The organism is Promicromonospora sp. NPDC050880, from assembly GCF_044456525.1.
In the GTDB taxonomy this organism is placed as follows: Bacteria; Actinomycetota; Actinomycetes; order Actinomycetales; family Cellulomonadaceae; genus Promicromonospora.
This window is the reverse complement of sequence record NZ_JBITFV010000011.1, coordinates 117,289-133,045: the sequence shown is the minus strand read 5'-3', so window position 1 is coordinate 133,045 and position 15,757 is coordinate 117,289. Positions and strand designations below refer to the sequence as shown.

The 15,757-nt window shown below is 72.9% G+C and carries 15 protein-coding genes; 10 read left to right on the top strand and 5 right to left on the bottom strand.

The window, feature by feature from the left end; translation table 11 throughout:
- The first annotated feature begins 25 nt into the window (after positions 1 to 25).
- Entirely contained in the window at positions 26 to 1,009 is a 984-nt protein-coding gene (locus ACIBBF_RS17925; protein WP_397415864.1) for a GntR family transcriptional regulator, read from the top strand.
- Here ACIBBF_RS17925 and ACIBBF_RS17920 read toward each other — a convergent pair.
- On the bottom strand, positions 993 to 2,930 hold the full coding sequence (locus ACIBBF_RS17920; RefSeq protein ID WP_397415862.1) for an RICIN domain-containing protein: 1,938 nt from the start codon (positions 2,928 to 2,930) through the stop codon (positions 993 to 995). The genes ACIBBF_RS17925 and ACIBBF_RS17920 overlap by 17 nt on opposite strands.
- Positions 2,931 to 3,039: 109 nt before the next feature.
- On the opposite strand from ACIBBF_RS17920, the gene ACIBBF_RS17915 reads away from it, so the two are divergent.
- Positions 3,040 to 3,663 (top strand): TetR family transcriptional regulator, encoded by a 624-nt coding sequence (locus ACIBBF_RS17915; RefSeq protein WP_397415860.1) that lies wholly within the window; start codon positions 3,040 to 3,042, stop codon positions 3,661 to 3,663.
- 41 nt (positions 3,664 to 3,704) lie between these two features.
- Here ACIBBF_RS17915 and ACIBBF_RS17910 read toward each other — a convergent pair whose 3' ends face one another.
- Both ACIBBF_RS17910 and ACIBBF_RS17905 read right to left on the bottom strand, forming a co-directional pair.
- Positions 3,705 to 5,207, bottom strand: a complete 1,503-nt coding sequence (locus tag ACIBBF_RS17910; protein WP_397415858.1) for a hypothetical protein — start codon at positions 5,205 to 5,207, stop codon at positions 3,705 to 3,707.
- Positions 5,207 to 6,088: an LLM class F420-dependent oxidoreductase gene (locus ACIBBF_RS17905; RefSeq protein ID WP_397415856.1), complete on the bottom strand. Its 882-nt coding sequence runs from the start codon at positions 6,086 to 6,088 to the stop codon at positions 5,207 to 5,209. Before ACIBBF_RS17905 ends, ACIBBF_RS17910 begins: the two co-directional genes overlap by 1 nt.
- A 157-nt stretch (positions 6,089 to 6,245) precedes the next feature.
- Here ACIBBF_RS17905 and ACIBBF_RS17900 point away from each other — a divergent pair, with 157 nt between their 5' ends.
- Positions 6,246 to 6,515 (top strand): hypothetical protein, encoded by a 270-nt coding sequence (locus ACIBBF_RS17900; protein ID WP_397415854.1) that lies wholly within the window; start codon positions 6,246 to 6,248, stop codon positions 6,513 to 6,515.
- Between the two features lie 76 nt (positions 6,516 to 6,591).
- Here ACIBBF_RS17900 and ACIBBF_RS17895 read toward each other — a convergent pair whose 3' ends face one another.
- On the bottom strand, positions 6,592 to 7,356 hold the full coding sequence (locus ACIBBF_RS17895; RefSeq protein ID WP_397415852.1) for a GNAT family N-acetyltransferase: 765 nt from the start codon (positions 7,354 to 7,356) through the stop codon (positions 6,592 to 6,594).
- A 126-nt stretch (positions 7,357 to 7,482) separates the two neighbouring features.
- Between ACIBBF_RS17895 and ACIBBF_RS17890 the strand changes: the two genes are divergently transcribed.
- Positions 7,483 to 9,489: a DHA2 family efflux MFS transporter permease subunit gene (locus ACIBBF_RS17890; RefSeq protein ID WP_397415849.1), complete on the top strand. Its 2,007-nt coding sequence runs from the start codon at positions 7,483 to 7,485 to the stop codon at positions 9,487 to 9,489.
- 26 nt (positions 9,490 to 9,515) lie between these two features.
- Here the strand turns inward: ACIBBF_RS17890 and ACIBBF_RS17885 are convergent, their stop codons facing one another.
- Complete coding sequence (locus ACIBBF_RS17885; RefSeq protein WP_397415846.1) at positions 9,516 to 10,334, bottom strand: Rid family hydrolase; 819 nt, start codon at positions 10,332 to 10,334, stop codon at positions 9,516 to 9,518.
- Positions 10,335 to 10,438: 104 nt separating this feature from the next.
- Between ACIBBF_RS17885 and ACIBBF_RS17880 the strand changes: the two genes are divergently transcribed.
- From ACIBBF_RS17880 to ACIBBF_RS17855, 6 genes are all read left to right on the top strand, one after another.
- Positions 10,439 to 10,816, top strand: coding sequence for a winged helix-turn-helix transcriptional regulator (locus tag ACIBBF_RS17880; protein ID WP_397415844.1), 378 nt, complete (start codon positions 10,439 to 10,441; stop codon positions 10,814 to 10,816).
- A gap of 187 nt (positions 10,817 to 11,003) precedes the next feature.
- Positions 11,004 to 11,993 (top strand): ABC transporter substrate-binding protein, encoded by a 990-nt coding sequence (locus tag ACIBBF_RS17875; protein ID WP_397415842.1) that lies wholly within the window; start codon positions 11,004 to 11,006, stop codon positions 11,991 to 11,993.
- Positions 11,994 to 12,276: 283 nt separating this feature from the next.
- Positions 12,277 to 13,251, top strand: a complete 975-nt coding sequence (locus ACIBBF_RS17870) for an ABC transporter substrate-binding protein (RefSeq protein WP_397415840.1) — start codon at positions 12,277 to 12,279, stop codon at positions 13,249 to 13,251.
- Positions 13,248 to 14,048: an ABC transporter permease gene (locus ACIBBF_RS17865; protein ID WP_397415838.1), complete on the top strand. Its 801-nt coding sequence runs from the start codon at positions 13,248 to 13,250 to the stop codon at positions 14,046 to 14,048. Before ACIBBF_RS17870 ends, ACIBBF_RS17865 begins: the two co-directional genes overlap by 4 nt.
- Positions 14,045 to 14,848 carry an ABC transporter permease gene (locus tag ACIBBF_RS17860; RefSeq protein ID WP_397415836.1) on the top strand — a complete coding sequence of 268 codons (804 nt, stop codon included), beginning with the start codon at positions 14,045 to 14,047 and terminating at the stop codon, positions 14,846 to 14,848. The genes ACIBBF_RS17865 and ACIBBF_RS17860 overlap by 4 nt, the downstream gene beginning before the upstream one ends.
- Before the next feature lies 1 nt (position 14,849).
- Entirely contained in the window at positions 14,850 to 15,755 is a 906-nt protein-coding gene (locus ACIBBF_RS17855; protein ID WP_397415834.1) for an ABC transporter ATP-binding protein, read from the top strand.
- Positions 15,756 to 15,757: the final 2 nt, after the last annotated feature.

Here is a 15,757-nt window from a genome sequence, read left to right as displayed (position 1 = left end):
CCCCTCGAACCGTCGGAGGAGTGCCATGTCGTCGCAGCAGTCCGCACCGCCCTACCGGACGATCGCCGCCGAGATACGTGCCCGGATCGTGTCGGGCGAGCTGCGACCGGGTGACCGGGTCCCGTCGGTCCGCCAGATCGCGTTGCGCCGGGGCGTGGCGCTCGCGACGGCGACGCGAGTTATCGCCGTCCTGCGCGACGAGGGGCTGGTCGAGTCCCGGGTGGGTTCCGGCACCGTGGTCGGCGTGTCGGCCGGGCGCACGGTGCCGGCCCGGCGGGACCGGCCACCGGCCCTCCCGCTGCCGTCGGCATCCGTCGGGCCCGCCCAGGGGCAGGCCGAGCGGGTGCTGGGCCGTGTCGACGTGGTGCGCGCGGCCATCGCGCTGGCCGACACCGAGGGGCTGGCCGCGGTGACGATGCGGCGTCTGGCGGCCCAGCTCGGGGTCGGCCCGATGTCGTTGTACCGGCATGTGGCGAACAAGGACGAGCTGCTGGTCGAGATGGCCGACCTGGCGGTGGGGGAGGCGGTCCTGCCCGACCGGTTGCCGCCGGGGTGGCGAGCCAGACTGACCCTGGTCGCGCGTCGGCAGTGGGAGCTGTGCCGCCGGCATCCGTGGCTGCCGCGCACCGTCTCGTTCACGCGCCCGCTGCTGGTGCCCGCGATGATGGCCCATACGGAGTGGACGCTGCGCGCGCTGGACGGGTTGGGGCTCTCCCCGGCCGTTCGTATGCGGGAGGCGCTCGCCCTGCACGCGACGGTGCTCACCGTGGCCCTGTCGGTCGCCGCCGAGGCGGAGGCCGAGCTGGACACCGGCGTCACGCTCGACCGGTGGACCGTGGCGCACGGTGCCCGGAGGCGCGAGCTGCTGGGCAGCGGCCGGTTCCCGATGCTCGCGGCTACGCCGGAGCGGGCGGGCGAGGACCTTGACGTGCTCTTCGAGTACGTCCTCGCCCGCCATCTCGACGGGTTCGCGGTGCTGGTGGGGGAGCCGGTCAGCCGACCCGCGTGAGCCGGAAGACCTGCGTCGCCGCCCCCGTGCAGGGCTGCTGCGTGAATCGCGTCCCGTCGGACCCCGTCGCGGCGCCGAGGGTGAGGCACGAGCCGCTGTGCCGGGCGGTGAAGGTGAGGCCGCCGCTGGTCGCGGTCGGGCGCCACTGCTGGTTGGTGCCGCCCACGAAGGACCAGAGGTGCACGGGGGCTCCGGCGCCGACCGCGCCCGGTCCGCCGTCGACGTCCCAGACCTTGCCCGCGTGCTGGTTGGTGACCTGGTACCAGCCGCCCGTGGTGGGGGTGAAGCGCCAGCGCTGGTTCGCCTGGTCCGCGGCGCCGCAGGTCCACTGCTGCAGGCCGGTGCCGTCGGCCGTGCCCCAGTCGGCGGCGTCGAGGCACTTGCCGCTGGCCGTGGGCGCGACCTGGTACCAGGACGCCGGGTCGGGGTCGGCGGGGTCGGTGGACGCCTGCGGGTCCCAGGTGAAGGTGGCCACCGCGCGGCCGGGCAGGGTGTGGGTGAGCGAGCGGCCCTCGTCGGTGATCGAGAAGGTACGGCTGCCGGACGAGGCGTTCACGACGAACGCGACCCGGGTGCCGTCCGGGTTCTGGAGCACGACGTTCTGCAGCCCGCCGGGCTGCTCGGTGGTCGAGCCGATGCGCCGGGCGCCGGGGTCTGCGAACTTGCTCAGGTGGCCCAGCACGTAGAACTCGGCATTACGTGTCACGGAGCTGCCCGCGATCTCGACGACGCCGTTGCACCGGGTGCCGCAGTGGCCCTGGTGCGGTCCGCCGTTCTGGTCGAGCGCGAGATTCCAGGTGATGACCGTCTCGCCGCCGTTGCGCAGGTTGCGCACCACGAGGTTCTCCGCGTGCCAGATCAGCGTGTCCCCGAACGTGTTCGCGGCGTTGTCGCTGTCCGTCCCGGAGCACTCGGTGAAGTAGACCCGCTTGCCCGCCGCCACGACCTGGGCCTGCGCCTCCGGCGAGCCGCCGTAGCAGTGGAACGCGGCGCCGATCACGCGCGAGATGCCCTGCGTGCCCGCGAACACGTCCAGCGGGTAGTCGGGCCGGTCCCAGTTGTGGTCGTAGGCGAGGATCTGGGTGCCCAGCCCGGCAGCGGTCAGCCGGGCGTCGAGCACCCGGAGGAACTCGGCCTGCTGGGCCGCCGTCATGCTCGTGGACGGGTAGCTCGTGGCGAAGAGCGGTTCGTTCTGGACGGTGAGGTCGCTCAGCGTGACGCCCTGCTGCGCGTACGCCTGGATCGCCCGGACCAGGTAGTCGGCGTACTCGTCGTAGTTCTCGGGGCGCAGGCTGCCGCCGTTGAGGGAGCCGCCCGTCTTCATCCAGGCCGGCGGCGACCAGGGGCTGCCCATGAACCGGATGCCGGGGTTCACCGCCAGGGCCTGTCGCAGGACGGGCAGGATCTGCTGCTGGTCGCGGGCGATGCTGAACTGCCCGGGCGTGTCCTCGTAGGTGTAGAAGCCGCCCGCGTTGAAGTCGGTGCTGCCGAGCGGTTGGCGCAGGTAGCTCAGCCCGATGCCGTCGCCCGTGCGGGAGAACAGCGACCGCAGCAGCGTGTCGCGGGTCCCGGAGGGCAGGGCGCTGATCAGCGCGGCGGACGCCTCGGTCACCGAGGCCCCGGCGCCCGTGAAGCGCTGCGCCACCTGGCTCGGGTCGACGCGGATGTCGGTGGCCTGCGGGCCCGTGTCGAAGGCGAGGGCGCCGCCGTCGGTGAGCCGCTGGGTGCCGTCGGCGGTCGTGGTCCAGACGTGGGCACTGGTCGGGGCGGCGAACGGGGCCGCGGTCCCGCGGCCGGCGGACCGGTCGTCCGGGGTGAGGCTGGCCGCGGCGGCCGGGACCAGCCCGACGGCCGCGAGGGTCAGGACACCGAGCGTGGCGAGCGCGGTGCGGAGGGGCCCGGTGCGGGTGGTGCGCGTCATTGCGACTCCCATCTGTGGGTGGTGTGCCGCGAGCCTACCCCTACCTACCGAGTGCTCGGTAGGTAGGGAATGCCCTGATGTGCGCCACCGGGTCCGTAGACTCGCTCGGATGACACGAGAAGCCGGTGCGGGCCGGGTGCGGCGTCCTCCCGCGGAGCGCCGGGCGGAGATCCTGCGCATCGCGATGGAGACCTTCGCCGAGCGCGGTTACCAGAGCGCGTCGCTGGCCGAGATCGCGTCCCGGGTGGGGCTGACCCAGGCCGGTGTGCTGCACTACTTCTCGTCGAAGGCCGGTCTGCTCACCGGCGTGCTCGACCTGCGCGACTCGACCGACATCTCGGAGCTCGGCCACGAGCGCCCACGCGGCCTGGCTTTCCTGCGCCATCTCGTCGACACCGTGCGCCGGAACGCCGGGCGCGAGGGGATCGTGCGGCTCTACACCGTGCTCGCCGCGGAGAGCGTGACCGCCGGCCACCCCGCACAGGAGTGGTTCCGTGGCCGCTACGCGGGCCTGCTCGACCTGGTGGTCGAGGCGCTCGACGACGCCGCGGGCCAGGGCGAGATCCCCGCCGACGTCGACGCCGCCACCACCGCCCGGGTGATCGTCGCGACGATGGACGGCCTCCAGCTCCAGTGGTTGCTGGCGCCGGGCTCGGTCGACATGGCCGAGGCGACCGAGGTGGCGATCGTGCGGCTGATCGGCCGCGACCTGCCGCCGTCGCCGGACCGCTGAACGCAGGCCGCCCACGTGGCGCCGTGAGCCGTACCGGTTCGTCAGGTCGAGGGTCTGCGGGCCAGGTCGAGACGGGCCTCGCCCGGGCCGTCCGTGTCGTAGGCGACCCACCAGGTGCCGTCGTGCGATCGGGTCACCTCCCGCAACCCCGCCTGCGTGGTGACCCGCACCAGCAGCGAGGGGAGACGCCACGACCTCGCGGTGAGGGCGATCGCGGCCGTCGTGGCGCCTGACGGCTCCGGCGCTGAAGGTTCCGGGCCCGCGGTACCTCCGGGGCGCACCTGGAACCGGATCGTGCCCGCGCCGGTCCAGCGGAGCGTCGCCGTCGCCGTGTCCGGTTCGCCCGTGGGGCGGGCGGCGGCGTCGATCGTCAGATCGCTCACCAGGCGGAACCAGCCGACCGGTCCCGGCTCCTCGGGGCGCCAGTGCGCGGTCAGCGGGTGGAACTGGCCGTCGAGCCGGCCCCGGTCGCCCCCGACGTCCTCCGCGCCGACCATGAGGTGCGGCTCCAGTACCGCGGTGGCCACCCGGCGTGCCGTGATCACCTGGCGGGTGGCCCGTGGTCCGTCGAACGTCTCCAGTGCTGCCCGGGTCCGGGCCGGCAGGTCGGGCGCGCCGAGTGCGGCCACCAGCGGGGCCAGCGCGAGGTCCCGGTGATGGCCGATAGGCCCCGTGTGGTCGGGGAACGGGGCGCACTCGCGCCCCACCACCGACCAGATCCAGACCCCGACGCCGGAGGCGTACTCCTGCAGGTCCATCCCGTAGGACCGGTCGTACGGGCCCACCATGTTCGCCAGCCCCGCGTGGTAGTGCCGCGCGATCTCGTCCCACAGTGCGAGCTCGACGGCGGCCGCCCGCGCCGCCGTCGCCGGGTCGAGGCCGTGCCGCCGCCAGAGGGCCAGCCCGTACAGGTCGATGCCGTAGTACGTGGGGGAGTTGTACTCCTCGAACGTGCCGTGCTCCGCGAAGCGGTCGAAGACCTCGCCCGCCAGGTGCAGGCCCTGCTGGTCCCATGCCGCGTTCCCCGTGCGGCATCCGACGGCATGCAGCAGGAAGGCCGCCATGAGCGCGATGTTCGAGTAGCCGGGACTCACCCGCCGTGCACTGGTGCCGGTGATCGCCCGGACGAGGGCGGTGTCGATCCGGGCCAGCAGCGCGGGCGGGAGCACGTCGGCGTGGGCGGCCACGACCTGGAGCAGCGTGCAGCCGATGAACTCACGCCAGTTCGGGTCGTAGTCGCGCCACTCCCGGGCGTGCTCGGGGGAGGGGTCGGGTTCGGCGGGCGAACGGCGCCACGTCCCGTGCCACGGCACCGACGGGTCGTCCCACTGCTGGTCCAGCACGGCGTCGAGGGCGGCGACGGCGCGGTCGACGTCGGCCGTCGCCCCGCCGTCCGCCGCCCGGGACAGGAGGCCCAGGGCGTACCAGCAGGTCTCGCGCACGTGATGGTCGTGCGGTCCCGCCGCCCAGGCGGGGTCCGCGAGCAGCGACGCCCGCGGGTCCCACCAGCCGTCCAGCACCTCCAGCGGTCCGGAAGGACCCATCAGACGTCCCGCAGCCGGGGCACGACGTCCTCGGCCAGGCGGGTCGCCCACGGCACCGGGTCCTGGTACAGCGGCGGCATCAGGGCCACGAGCGTGATGCCGAGCGCGCGGTACCGCTCCATGTCGGCGAGGAAGCCGTCGACGTCGCCGGTGGGGTCGCCCTGGAAGAGCATGGTCTTCTCGATGGCGTCGTAGTCGGTGCCGAGCCGGTCGCAGTGCTCGCGGAGCACGTCGAGCTTGTGACCGACCATCTCCACCCCCTCCGGGCCCGGCGCGCCGAAGAGATTGCACGCCTGGGCGTACTGGGCCACCAGCCGCAGGGTCTTGCGCTCGCCGCCGCCGCCGATCATGACGGGTACCGCACCACGGGGCGGGCGCGGCAGGTTGATGGTCTCCGCGAGGTGGTAGTGCTTGCCGTCGTAGGCGCCGTCGTCGTCGGACCACATCTGGCGGCAGATCTGCAGGGTCTCCTCCAGGCGCTCGAAGCGCTCGGCGACGGGCGGGAACGGCACGCCGAGGCCCGCGTGCTCACGGTCGTACCAGGCCGCTCCGATGCCCAGCATCGCCCGGCCGCGGGACAGGACGTCCAGCGTGGAGACCGTCTTGGCCAACAGCCCGGGGTACCGGTAGGTGACACCCGTGACCAGCAGGCTCAGCCGGACGTTCTTCGTGACGCCGGCGAGGTAGCCGAGCGTCGTGTACCCCTCCAGCATCGGCTCGTGGGGGCCACCCGTGTGGAGCATCTGGAACCAGTGGTCCATGACGGTCATGAGGCTCACACCGCCGTCGTCGGCGATCCGCGCGGTCTCGGTGAGTCGGTCGGCCAGGGTGGTCTCCCACTCGGGGTGCGTGAACGTGGAGTAGTGCAGTCCTAGGTCCATGGTTCCCGACGCTATGCCGTCGCGGCCCCGTCAGCCAGGCCTCGCCGATCCCCGGACCAGGACGGCACCGGACCGGCGGGCGTACTCCTGAGGGACGACCACAAGATCCACCCGTCGGGGGAGGTGCACGCGGCAGGGTCTGGCCTACGGTGACGACATGGCGACCGGAGGACCCGACGAGGAGCGCGACGACGACACCACGCCGACCGCGGGCTCGAGCTGGGGCGTGGGGATCGCGGTCGGCCTCGGCATCGGGGTGGCGTTCGGCGTGGCGCTGGACAACATCGCCCTGGGCATCGTGTTCGGGGCGGCGTTCGCGCCGGTGTTCGCGATGCTGAACGCCGGGTCCGGGCCGGGGCGGCGCAAGGAGCCGGGCGGCGACCCGCAGCGGCCGGGCACCACCCCGCCGGACTCCCGCGCCCGCTGACCGGCGGGCCGCACCCGTTCAGCAGCGCAGTCGCCCAGCAGTCCGAGGCCCGCCCCGCGCCGGTGTCGCGATCGGGTCAGCGGGTCAGGGAACGGACCGTACGGTGCGGCCGGAAGCCCAGGCGTGCGTACAGGTGACCCGGCGTGTCACCCACCTCGGCGGCGATCCCGACCGGGCCGGCACCCTCGGCGCGCAGCGCCCCGACCGCGTGGCGCAGCAGTGCCCTGGCCACGCCGTGCCCCCGGTGCTCCGGGGCCACGAAGACGTCCTCGACCACGCCCTGCCCCGACGGCGCACGCCAGGCGCACACGAATCCGGCGACGTCCCCCCGCCGTTCCGCGCAGAAGTAGGTCGCGTGCCGTTCGAGGGCCTGCCGGTGGGCGACCGTGGCGTCGGTGTCGGCCACGGGCCGCTCCGGCACGCCGTGGCGCGCGTCCTCCTCGAGGTGGTCCGTGCGCAGCATGGCACGCCGCGCCGCCCAGCCGGGGTCGGCGTCCTCGGCGCGCAGCACGCGATGCTGCGGTGCCGTGCCGGCGAGCGCCTGCCGGTCCGGCAGCACGAGGCGGAGCTCGTCCTCGGCCGCCCAGCCGTCGAGCAGCAGCTCCGCCTCGACCCAGCGTGGTGTACGGTCCTCGACCACGACCCGCCGGCATCCGCGCGCCGCCGCCGTCGCGAGGTCGTGCCGCAGCACCTCGGCGTCGCGGGGTGTCACGGCGTACAGGAAGGTGGCCAGGCCGAGCCGTGGTGCGGCCTCCCGGCGGGCCAGGCAGGAGCCGTCGAGCTGCTCGTGGGTGCTGGCCAGGCCCCAGAACCGGACCGTGTCGTCCTCGGGTGCGGGCATGGGCCCACCGTAGCGGCGGTCGCCGTCTCCCCGCGCCGACCCCGGCCCGTCGTGCCAGTCTGCTGCGTGGGGCACGCGCACCGGCGCACGGACCGCGCCGTCCGCCCGGGACCTGGGAGGCGCCGCATGACCGCACCGATCGCAGAGGCAGGACCGCAGGCGTTGCCGAAGGGCAGGGTCTGGGCCATCTTCGGCGGGCTGATGCTCGCGATGCTGCTCGCCGCGCTCGACCAGACCATCGTGGCCACCGCGCTGCCCACCATCGTGTCCGACCTGGGCGGCGCCGAGCACCTGTCCTGGGTCGTGACGGCGTACATGCTGGCCAGCACCGCGACCACCGTGCTCTGGGGCAAGCTCGGCGACCTGTTCGGGCGCAAGCCGCTCTTCCTCGCCTGCATCGTCATCTTCCTCGCGGGATCGGTGCTGGCCGGCACGTCGCAGACCATGGGTCAGCTCATCGCCTGGCGTGCCCTGCAGGGCGTCGGGGGCGGTGGGCTCATGGTGCTGTCGCAGGCGATCATCGGCGACGTGGTGCCACCCCGGGACCGCGGCCGGTACCAGGGTCTGTTCGGGGCGGTCTTCGGTGTCTCGTCGGTCGCGGGGCCGCTGCTGGGCGGGTTCTTCGTCGACAACCTCGACTGGCGCTGGGTGTTCTACGTCAACGTGCCCGTCGGCGTCCTCGCGCTGGTGGCCGTCGCCGCGGTGCTGCCGCGCATCGCGACCGGGACGCGGCCGCGCATCGACTACGCGGGCATCGTCCTGCTGGCCACGGTCTCGACCGCGATCGTGCTGCTCACGAGCCTGGGCGGCACCACGTGGGGGTGGAGCTCGGCGCCCGTGTACGCGATGGCGGCGCTCGCGGTGGCCGGCCTCGTCGCGTTCGTCGCCGTCGAGCGGCGTGCCCCCGAGCCGGTGCTGCCGCTGCACCTGTTCCGCGACAAGGTGTTCTCCGTCGCCGCGGTGATCGGGTTCGCGGTGGGCTTCGCGATGTTCGGCGCCATCACCTACCTGCCGCTGTACCTGCAGACGGTCAAGGGTTCCACGCCCACCGAGTCCGGGCTGGAGATGACGCCGATGATGCTCGGCCTGCTGCTCACGTCGATCGGCTCGGGCCAGCTCATCTCGCGCACCGGCCGCTACAAGGTCTACCCGATCCTCGGTACGGCGGTGACCGCAGCGGGCCTCTACCTGCTCTCTCTCATGGACCAGGCCACGACGACGTTCCAGGCCGGCCTGAGCATGTTCGTGCTCGGCGCGGGGCTCGGCATGGTGACGCAGGTGCTGGTCATCGCCGTGCAGAACGCCGTGAGCTACCGCGACCTGGGTACCGCGACGTCGGGCACCACCTACTTCCGCACCATCGGTTCGTCCGTCGGCGTGGCGGTGTTCGGCACGGTGTTCGCGAACCGGCTCGCGGCCGAGCTGGCCCGGTCGGTCCCGGGCGGGGCGCAGGGCCCGTGCGGGCCCGAGTCGCTGTCGGCGTCCACGCAGGCGCTCGCGCAGTGCCCGCCCGAGGTGCAGACGTGGTTCCTCGACGCGTACACGGGCGCCCTGCACGTCGTGTTCCTCGGGGCGGTGCCCGTGGCGCTGCTGGCGTTCGCGCTGACGTGGCTGCTGCCCGAGGTGGAGCTGCGCACGGCCACGCGCGGCGGCGACGGCACCGAGGCGGGGCATGCGGCGGGAGCGTCCTTCGCGCTGCCGTCGTCCCGCACGTCGCTGGAGGAGCTGCGCATGATCCTGTGGCGCCGCGTGGGCAAGCGCGACCCGCTGCGGGTCTACGACCTGGTCGCGGCCGACGTCGGGCTGTCGGCGCGGGAGGCGTGGATGCTCACGCGGGTCTCGCTCAAGCGGACCCGTTCCCTGCGGCTCATGGCCGAGCGCACCGGCGCCGACCAGGACGTGGTGCGGGTCGTGGCGGGTTCCCTCGAGACCCGGGGCCTCGTGACGGTCGACGGCGACACCGTGCGGGCGCTGCCGGCCGGTGACGCCGTCGCCGAGGCGATCCGGGAGGCCGAGCGGGAGCGGTTGCGGCGGTACGTCGCCGAGTGGCCCGACGGCGACGAGCCGGAGGTCGCGCAGCTCGTGGACCAGCTCACGCGCGACCTCCTGACGGACGCGGCCGACCGCCCCTGACGGCCGCCCGCCGCCGGCCTCGTCGGTCAGTCCTCCACCACCGCCGTGACGCGGATCTCGACGCGCATCCCGGGCGCCCCCAGGGCGGACACACCGGTCTCCGTCCAGACCGGTGCCCGGTCGCCCATCCGGGCGCGGAACTGCTCGACCATCACGCGGTTGGTCGCCTCCCCGATGTACCCGGCCTCCTCGGGCAGGTGGTAGGAGTTGACGTGCACCACGTCGCTCCACGACGCACCGGCCGCCTGCAGCACGCGTTCGACGTTGTCGAAAGCCCGGACGATCTCCTCCTCCAGGTCGTCCGGGAACGTGAGGTCGTCGTCCCAGCCGCCCTGGCCCGAGATCTCCACCCGGTTCCCGACGCGGACCGCCTGGTGGTACCGCATCCGCTCCAGCATCCGGTCGCCGTACCCGGGCACGGTGAAGAACCGGGGCTCGTCGTCGACCACGGCTGTCGCCTCGATCTCGACCAGGTGGTCGGGCACGTCCAGGGCGGCGACGCCGATGAGCGTCGCGGGCGGAGGCGCCGTGATCCCGAGCCGGGCGGCAGCGCGTGCCATGCCGTCCAGGAGCTGGGGCATCTTGTCCGGCGTCCAGTCCACGACGTACACGGTCAGCCGCACGACGTCCGCGAGGCCGGCGCCCGCGTCACGCAGCGCCACCTCGACGTTCGCATAGCTCTGCTCGACCTGGGCGGCCAGGTCCCCGGCGCCCACGGTGCCGCCGTCGGCGTCCCAGGCGACCTGCCCGGCGACGAAGACCTGCCGGGTGCCCGTCGTGACGGCGACCTGGTGGTAGGCCGCGCTCCGGACGAGGCCCTCGGGGTTGCTGAGGGTGACGCTCATGATCTCCTGCTCCTTGGTTACTCGGTTACCAGTGGTTACTCAGAAACCATAGGAGAGTTAAGGTGGGTGCGGAAGGACGCACTTCTCGGTGACGGAGGAACCAGATGGTGACCACGCAGGTCGACGAGCCGGCCCAGGACGACATCATGCGCGCGGGGACGCTGGCGCGGGAGATCTTCTCCGACGTCGCGAACAAGTGGGCCCTGCTCATCATCGAGACGCTGGGCGACCGGACGCTGCGGTTCAGCGAGCTGCGGGACGCCCTGGAGGGGATCAGCCACAAGATGCTGACCCAGAACCTGCGGATGATGGAGCGCAACGGCCTGGTCGAGCGCACCGTGCACCCCGTGGTGCCGCCGCGGGTCGAGTACACGCTCACCGGGCCCGGCCGGGGCCTGCGCGCCACGGTCGACCTGATGTGCGAGTGGACCCGGCAGAACATGGGGCACATCGAGTCGTCCCGCCGGGGGTTCGACGCCTGAGGGGCCGGGTCCGAGTTCTCGACGTGCACTTTTGACCCGATCGTGACCGTTGTGGTGTTGACCACGTCGGCACGGCCCGGCACCGTTCTCCCCGGCACGCCTGTTCGTCGTACGTCCGCGCGCCCGCGTACGCGGGCGCGCTGTGCCGCATCCCCCGGGCAAGTGCAAGTTCGAAGGAGAACCCCCAGTGCGTCGAAAGATCCCGCTCATCGCGACGGCGGCAGCCGTGGCCGTGGCCCTGGCCGCGTGCGCCACGCCGTCCGGTGCGTCCCCGGACAGCTCCTCGTCCGCCACCGGCGGGCGCCAGGCGGTCACCGTCGGCGTCATCCCCATCGTGGACGTCGCCCCGATCTACCTCGGTGTCCAGGAGGGCATCTTCGCCAGGCACGGGCTGGACGTCACGCTCGAGCTCGCCGACGGCGGGGCGGCGATCGTGCCCGCCGTGGTGAAGGGCGACTACCAGTTCGGGTTCAGCAACGTGACCTCCCTCCTGATGGCCTCGAACCAGGGTGAGCCGCTCAAGATCGTGGCGCCCGGGAACTTCTCGACCGGGCAGGACGGCGTGGACTTCAGCGCGGTGGTCGCCCCCGGTGACTCCGACATCGCGACGGCGGCCGACCTGGCCGGGCGGACCGTCTCGGTGAACTCGCTCAACAACATCGGCGACACGACCGTGCGCAACGTGGTCGACGCCTCGGGCGGCGACCCGGCGGCCGTCGAGTTCGTCGAGATGCCCTTCCCGGAGATGCTCCCGGCCCTCAAGGGCGGGCAGGTCGACGCGGCCTGGGTCGTGGAGCCGCACCTGACCACGGCGGTGCAGCAGGGCGCGAAGATCATCAGCTCCAACTTCGCCCAGACCGACCACGACCTGCTCGTCGCGGCGTACTTCACCTCCGACCAGACCCTCGAGCAGGACCCGGAGACGGTGGCCGCCTTCACGGCGGCGGTCAAGGAGTCGCTCACCTACGCGCAGGACCACCCGAACGAGACGCGGGCCGTGCTCGACACCTACACGGAGATCGACCCGGTCGTGAAGTCGGTGATGGTGATGCCGCGCTTCGCCGCGGACATCGAGCCCACCTACCTCCAGGTGCTGGCCGACCTCGGCCTGAAGTACGGCCTGTTCGACAAGCCCGTGGACGTGACCAAGCTGCTCGTCCAGGAGCCCGCGCAGTGACCGCGGCCCGCCGGCCCGGCTGACCCCCGGCCGGCGGGCGGTGCCGCACCGCTGAGGGGTCACGGGCTGCGACGCGTTCCTGACCTGCGGTTTCGTCCTGCCGTGACGGTCTCGTGGTGGCCCGGTCGTGGTGACCGGATCGTGACAAAACGGGGTGTTGACCCCGGCTGCTGATCCTGCGAGTGTTCTCCCTGAGCACAGGCGTTCGGATGCCGCACACCTGCGAACCGCAGTGGCGCGCCGAATCTCAATCGCAATCACCATGTCTCGAAGGAGAACCACAGTGCGTCGCACGTTCCCTCTCGCGGTGGTGGCCTCGGCCGCAGCCCTCGTCCTGGCCGCCTGCGGCGGCACCTCCGACGCCGGAGGGGAGGGGGACGCCCCGGCCGACGGCGAGCTCACCCCGGTGACGGTCGGTGTCATCCCGATCGTCGACGTCGCCCCCATCTACCTCGGTGTCCAGGAGGGCTTCTTCGAGGAGCAGGGTCTCGACGTCACGCTGGAGCTCGCCCAGGGCGGCGCAGCGATCGTGCCCGCCGTGGTCAGCGGCGAGTACCAGTTCGGCTTCAGCAACGTGACCTCCCTGCTCGTCGCGTCCTCGCAGGGCCTGCCCCTCAAGGCCGTCGCGGCCGGCAACTACACCACCGGCACGCCGGGCGAGGACTTCGGCGCCGTCGTGGTGCCGGAGGGCTCGAAGATCAAGGACGCGGCCGACCTGGCCGGCAAGACCGTCGCCGTCAACACGCTCAACAACATCGGCGACACCACGATCCGCAAGGTCGTGGGCGACGCGGGCGGCGAGGCGGACGACGTCGAGTTCGTCGAGATGGGCTTCCCCGACATGCCGGCCGCCGTCGCGGGCGAGCAGGTGGACGCCGCCTGGGTGGTCGAGCCGCACCTGACCACCGCCCTGGAGCAGGGCGCCGAGGTCGTGGCCTCCAACTTCGCGGAGACCGACCCCGACCTGATGATCGCCGCCTACTTCACCTCCGACCAGCAGATCGCGCAGGACCCGGAGACCGTCGAGGCGTTCACCGCCGCCATGGAGCAGTCGCTCACCTACGCGGAGGAGCACCCGGACGAGACCCGGGCCGTCCTGGACACCTACACCGAGATCGACCCCGCCGTGAAGGAGGCCATGGTCATGCCGAAGTTCTCGGCCGACCTGACCGACGCCTCGTTCCAGCTCCTGGCCGACCTCGGCACGGAGCAGGGCATGTTCGACGAGCCCGTCGACGTGAGCAAGCTCCTGCCGTGACCCGCACGCACCGGCTCGCCGGTCGCCGCACCCCCGCCTGGGCCCTCGGCCTGGCGGGGGTGGCGGTGCTCCTGCTCGTGGTCGAGCTCGCGCCCCGGCTCGGGCTCGTGGACGCGCGGTTCCTGCCGCCGACGTCGCGCATCCTGACGGCACTCGGCGAGCGGCTCGGCACGCCGGAGTTCTGGACGGCGCTGGGCCAGACGCTCACCACGTGGGTCACGGGCCTGGCGATCTCGCTGGTCGCCGGCGTGGTGCTCGGCGTCGTCATCGGCTCCGTACCGGTGCTGCGCGCCGTGACCGCCTCGACCATCGAGTTCCTGCGGCCGGTGCCGTCGGTCGCGCTGATCCCCGTAGCCGTGCTGCTGTACGGCACGGGCATGGTCTCGACGCTGCTGCTGGTGGTCTACGCCAGCTTCTGGCAGGTGCTGGTCCAGGTGCTCTCCGGCGTGCGGGACGTCGACCCCGTCGCCTCCGACACGGCGCGCTCCTACCGGTTCTCGACGCTGACCCGGATCCGCACGGTCGTGTGGCCCACCACGCTGCCGTACGCGATGACGGGCCTGCGCCTGGCCGCGAGCGTCGCCCTGATCCTCACCGTGACCGGCGAGCTCCTCATCGGTACGCCGGGCATCGGCAAGCTGCTCGGCGTCGCACAGTCCTCGGGTGCCGTGGAGTCGATGTACGCGTACGTGGTGGTGGCCGGCCTGCTCGGGGTCGCCGTCAACGTGCTCGCGCGGGCCCTGGAGGGGCGCGTGCTGTTCTGGCACCCGTCGGTGCGCGGGGAGGTGGCGGCATGAGCAGCGCCTGGAAGGTCCTGCGGCCCGTGCTCGTGACGCTCGGGCTGCCCGCCGTGATCGTGGCGACGTGGTGGTTCACGAGCGCCGGGAGCACCTCGTTCTTCAACCCGCCGCTGAGCACCATCGTCGGCACGTTCCGCGAGACGTGGTTCTCCGCGCCGCTCGGCGAGAGCCGCCTGGCCGTGGACGTGGTCCCGTCGGTGCTGCGCCTGCTGGCGGGCTACGCCGTCGCCCTGGTGGCCGGCATCGCGCTCGGCGTCGCCATCGGGTCCTCCCGGGCGCTGCGCGCCTTCGCGGAGCCCGTGCTGGAGTTCTTCCGGGCCGTGCCGCCGCCGGTGCTCGTGCCCATCCTCATGCTGTTCTTCGGCATCGGCGACACCATGAAGATCGTCGTGATCGCCATCGGCTGCCTGTGGCCCATCCTGCTCAACACGGTCGAGGGCGTGCGCGGACTGGACCCCGTGCTGCGCGACACCGCCCGGGCCTACCGGCTGGGCCCCGTGGCGACGCTGCGCCACCTGGTGCTGCGGGGCGCCAGCCCGCAGATCGTGACGGGCGCCCGGCAGGCCCTGTCCATCGGGATCATCCTCATGGTCATCAGCGAGATGTTCGCCGCCAAGGACGGCCTCGGCTTCTCCATCGTGCAGTTCCAGCGCAGCTTCGCCATCCCGGAGATGTGGAGCGGGGTCATCCTGCTCGGCGTCGTCGGCGTGCTGCTGTCCCTCGTCTTCCGGGCCGTGACGGACGCGGTCCTGCGCTGGTACCTCGGGTACCGGCAGTCCCAGCACGGAGGTGCCTGACATGTCCAGCCCCGCGAACACGGCCGCCGGCCGCGCCGCTCCGGACCGTGCCGCGGCCGAGCACCCCGGCGGCGCACGCCTCGACGTCCGCAACCTGCGCAAGGTCTACACCGGCCGCGGCGAGCCCGTCGAGGCCATCGCCGACCTCACGTTCGAGATCCGGCCGGGCGAGCTGGTGTGCGTCGTCGGCCCCTCGGGTGCCGGCAAGACGACGCTGCTGCGCTGCATGGCCGGCCTCATGCCCGCCACCTCCGGCGAGCTGGTGCTCGGCGACGTCGCGATCACCGGCCCCCCGCCGGGCATGGCCGTGGTGCTGCAGGAGTACGGGCGCTCGCTGTTCCCCTGGATGAGCGTGGCCCAGAACGTCGAGCTGCCCCTCAAGGAGAAGGGTGTCGGCAAGGCCCGCCGGGCGCAGCTGGTGGGCGAGACGCTCGCGGCGGTCGGCCTGGCCGACGTCGCGGCGTCCTACCCGTGGCAGCTCTCCGGCGGCATGCAGCAGCGCGTGGCCATCGCCCGGGCCGTGGCCTACGAGCCCCAGGTGCTGCTCATGGACGAGCCGTTCGCGGCCGTCGACGCGCAGACCCGCTTCGAGCTCGAGGACCTGGTGCGCACGCTGTGGAAGCGCCTGGGCATCACGGTCGTGTTCGTGACCCACGACATCGACGAGGCCATCTACCTCGGCGAACGCGTGCTCGTCCTGTCGGCCCGGCCCACGGTCGTGCTGGAGGACGTCGCCGTCGGCCTGGGTGCCGAGCGCGACCAGCTCGAGACGCGCGGCGACGCCGAGTTCGCGCGCCTGCGCACGCACGTGTACGAGCTCGTCCAGCAGGCCAAGAAGGGCGTACGTAGCCTGGCCGACGCGCACCTCACGCATCCGGCGGACGTCCCGCCGCGAGCCGGGGCGTGATC

What these genes read in the sequence shown, in the direction of transcription:
- ACIBBF_RS17925 (WP_397415864.1), top strand. Translation starts at nt 26, where the DNA reads ATGTCGTCGCAGCAGTCCGCACCGCCCTACCGGACGATCGCCGCCGAG.
- ACIBBF_RS17920 (WP_397415862.1), bottom strand. Translation starts at nt 2,930, where the DNA reads ATGACGCGCACCACCCGCACCGGGCCCCTCCGCACCGCGCTCGCCACG.
- ACIBBF_RS17915 (WP_397415860.1), top strand. Translation starts at nt 3,040, where the DNA reads ATGACACGAGAAGCCGGTGCGGGCCGGGTGCGGCGTCCTCCCGCGGAG.
- ACIBBF_RS17910 (WP_397415858.1), bottom strand. Translation starts at nt 5,207, where the DNA reads ATGGGTCCTTCCGGACCGCTGGAGGTGCTGGACGGCTGGTGGGACCCG.
- ACIBBF_RS17905 (WP_397415856.1), bottom strand. Translation starts at nt 6,088, where the DNA reads ATGGACCTAGGACTGCACTACTCCACGTTCACGCACCCCGAGTGGGAG.
- ACIBBF_RS17900 (WP_397415854.1), top strand. Translation starts at nt 6,246, where the DNA reads ATGGCGACCGGAGGACCCGACGAGGAGCGCGACGACGACACCACGCCG.
- ACIBBF_RS17895 (WP_397415852.1), bottom strand. Translation starts at nt 7,356, where the DNA reads ATGCCCGCACCCGAGGACGACACGGTCCGGTTCTGGGGCCTGGCCAGC.
- ACIBBF_RS17890 (WP_397415849.1), top strand. Translation starts at nt 7,483, where the DNA reads ATGACCGCACCGATCGCAGAGGCAGGACCGCAGGCGTTGCCGAAGGGC.
- ACIBBF_RS17885 (WP_397415846.1), bottom strand. Translation starts at nt 10,334, where the DNA reads ATGAGCGTCACCCTCAGCAACCCCGAGGGCCTCGTCCGGAGCGCGGCC.
- ACIBBF_RS17880 (WP_397415844.1), top strand. Translation starts at nt 10,439, where the DNA reads ATGGTGACCACGCAGGTCGACGAGCCGGCCCAGGACGACATCATGCGC.
- ACIBBF_RS17860 (WP_397415836.1), top strand. Translation starts at nt 14,045, where the DNA reads ATGAGCAGCGCCTGGAAGGTCCTGCGGCCCGTGCTCGTGACGCTCGGG.
- ACIBBF_RS17855 (WP_397415834.1), top strand. Translation starts at nt 14,850, where the DNA reads ATGTCCAGCCCCGCGAACACGGCCGCCGGCCGCGCCGCTCCGGACCGT.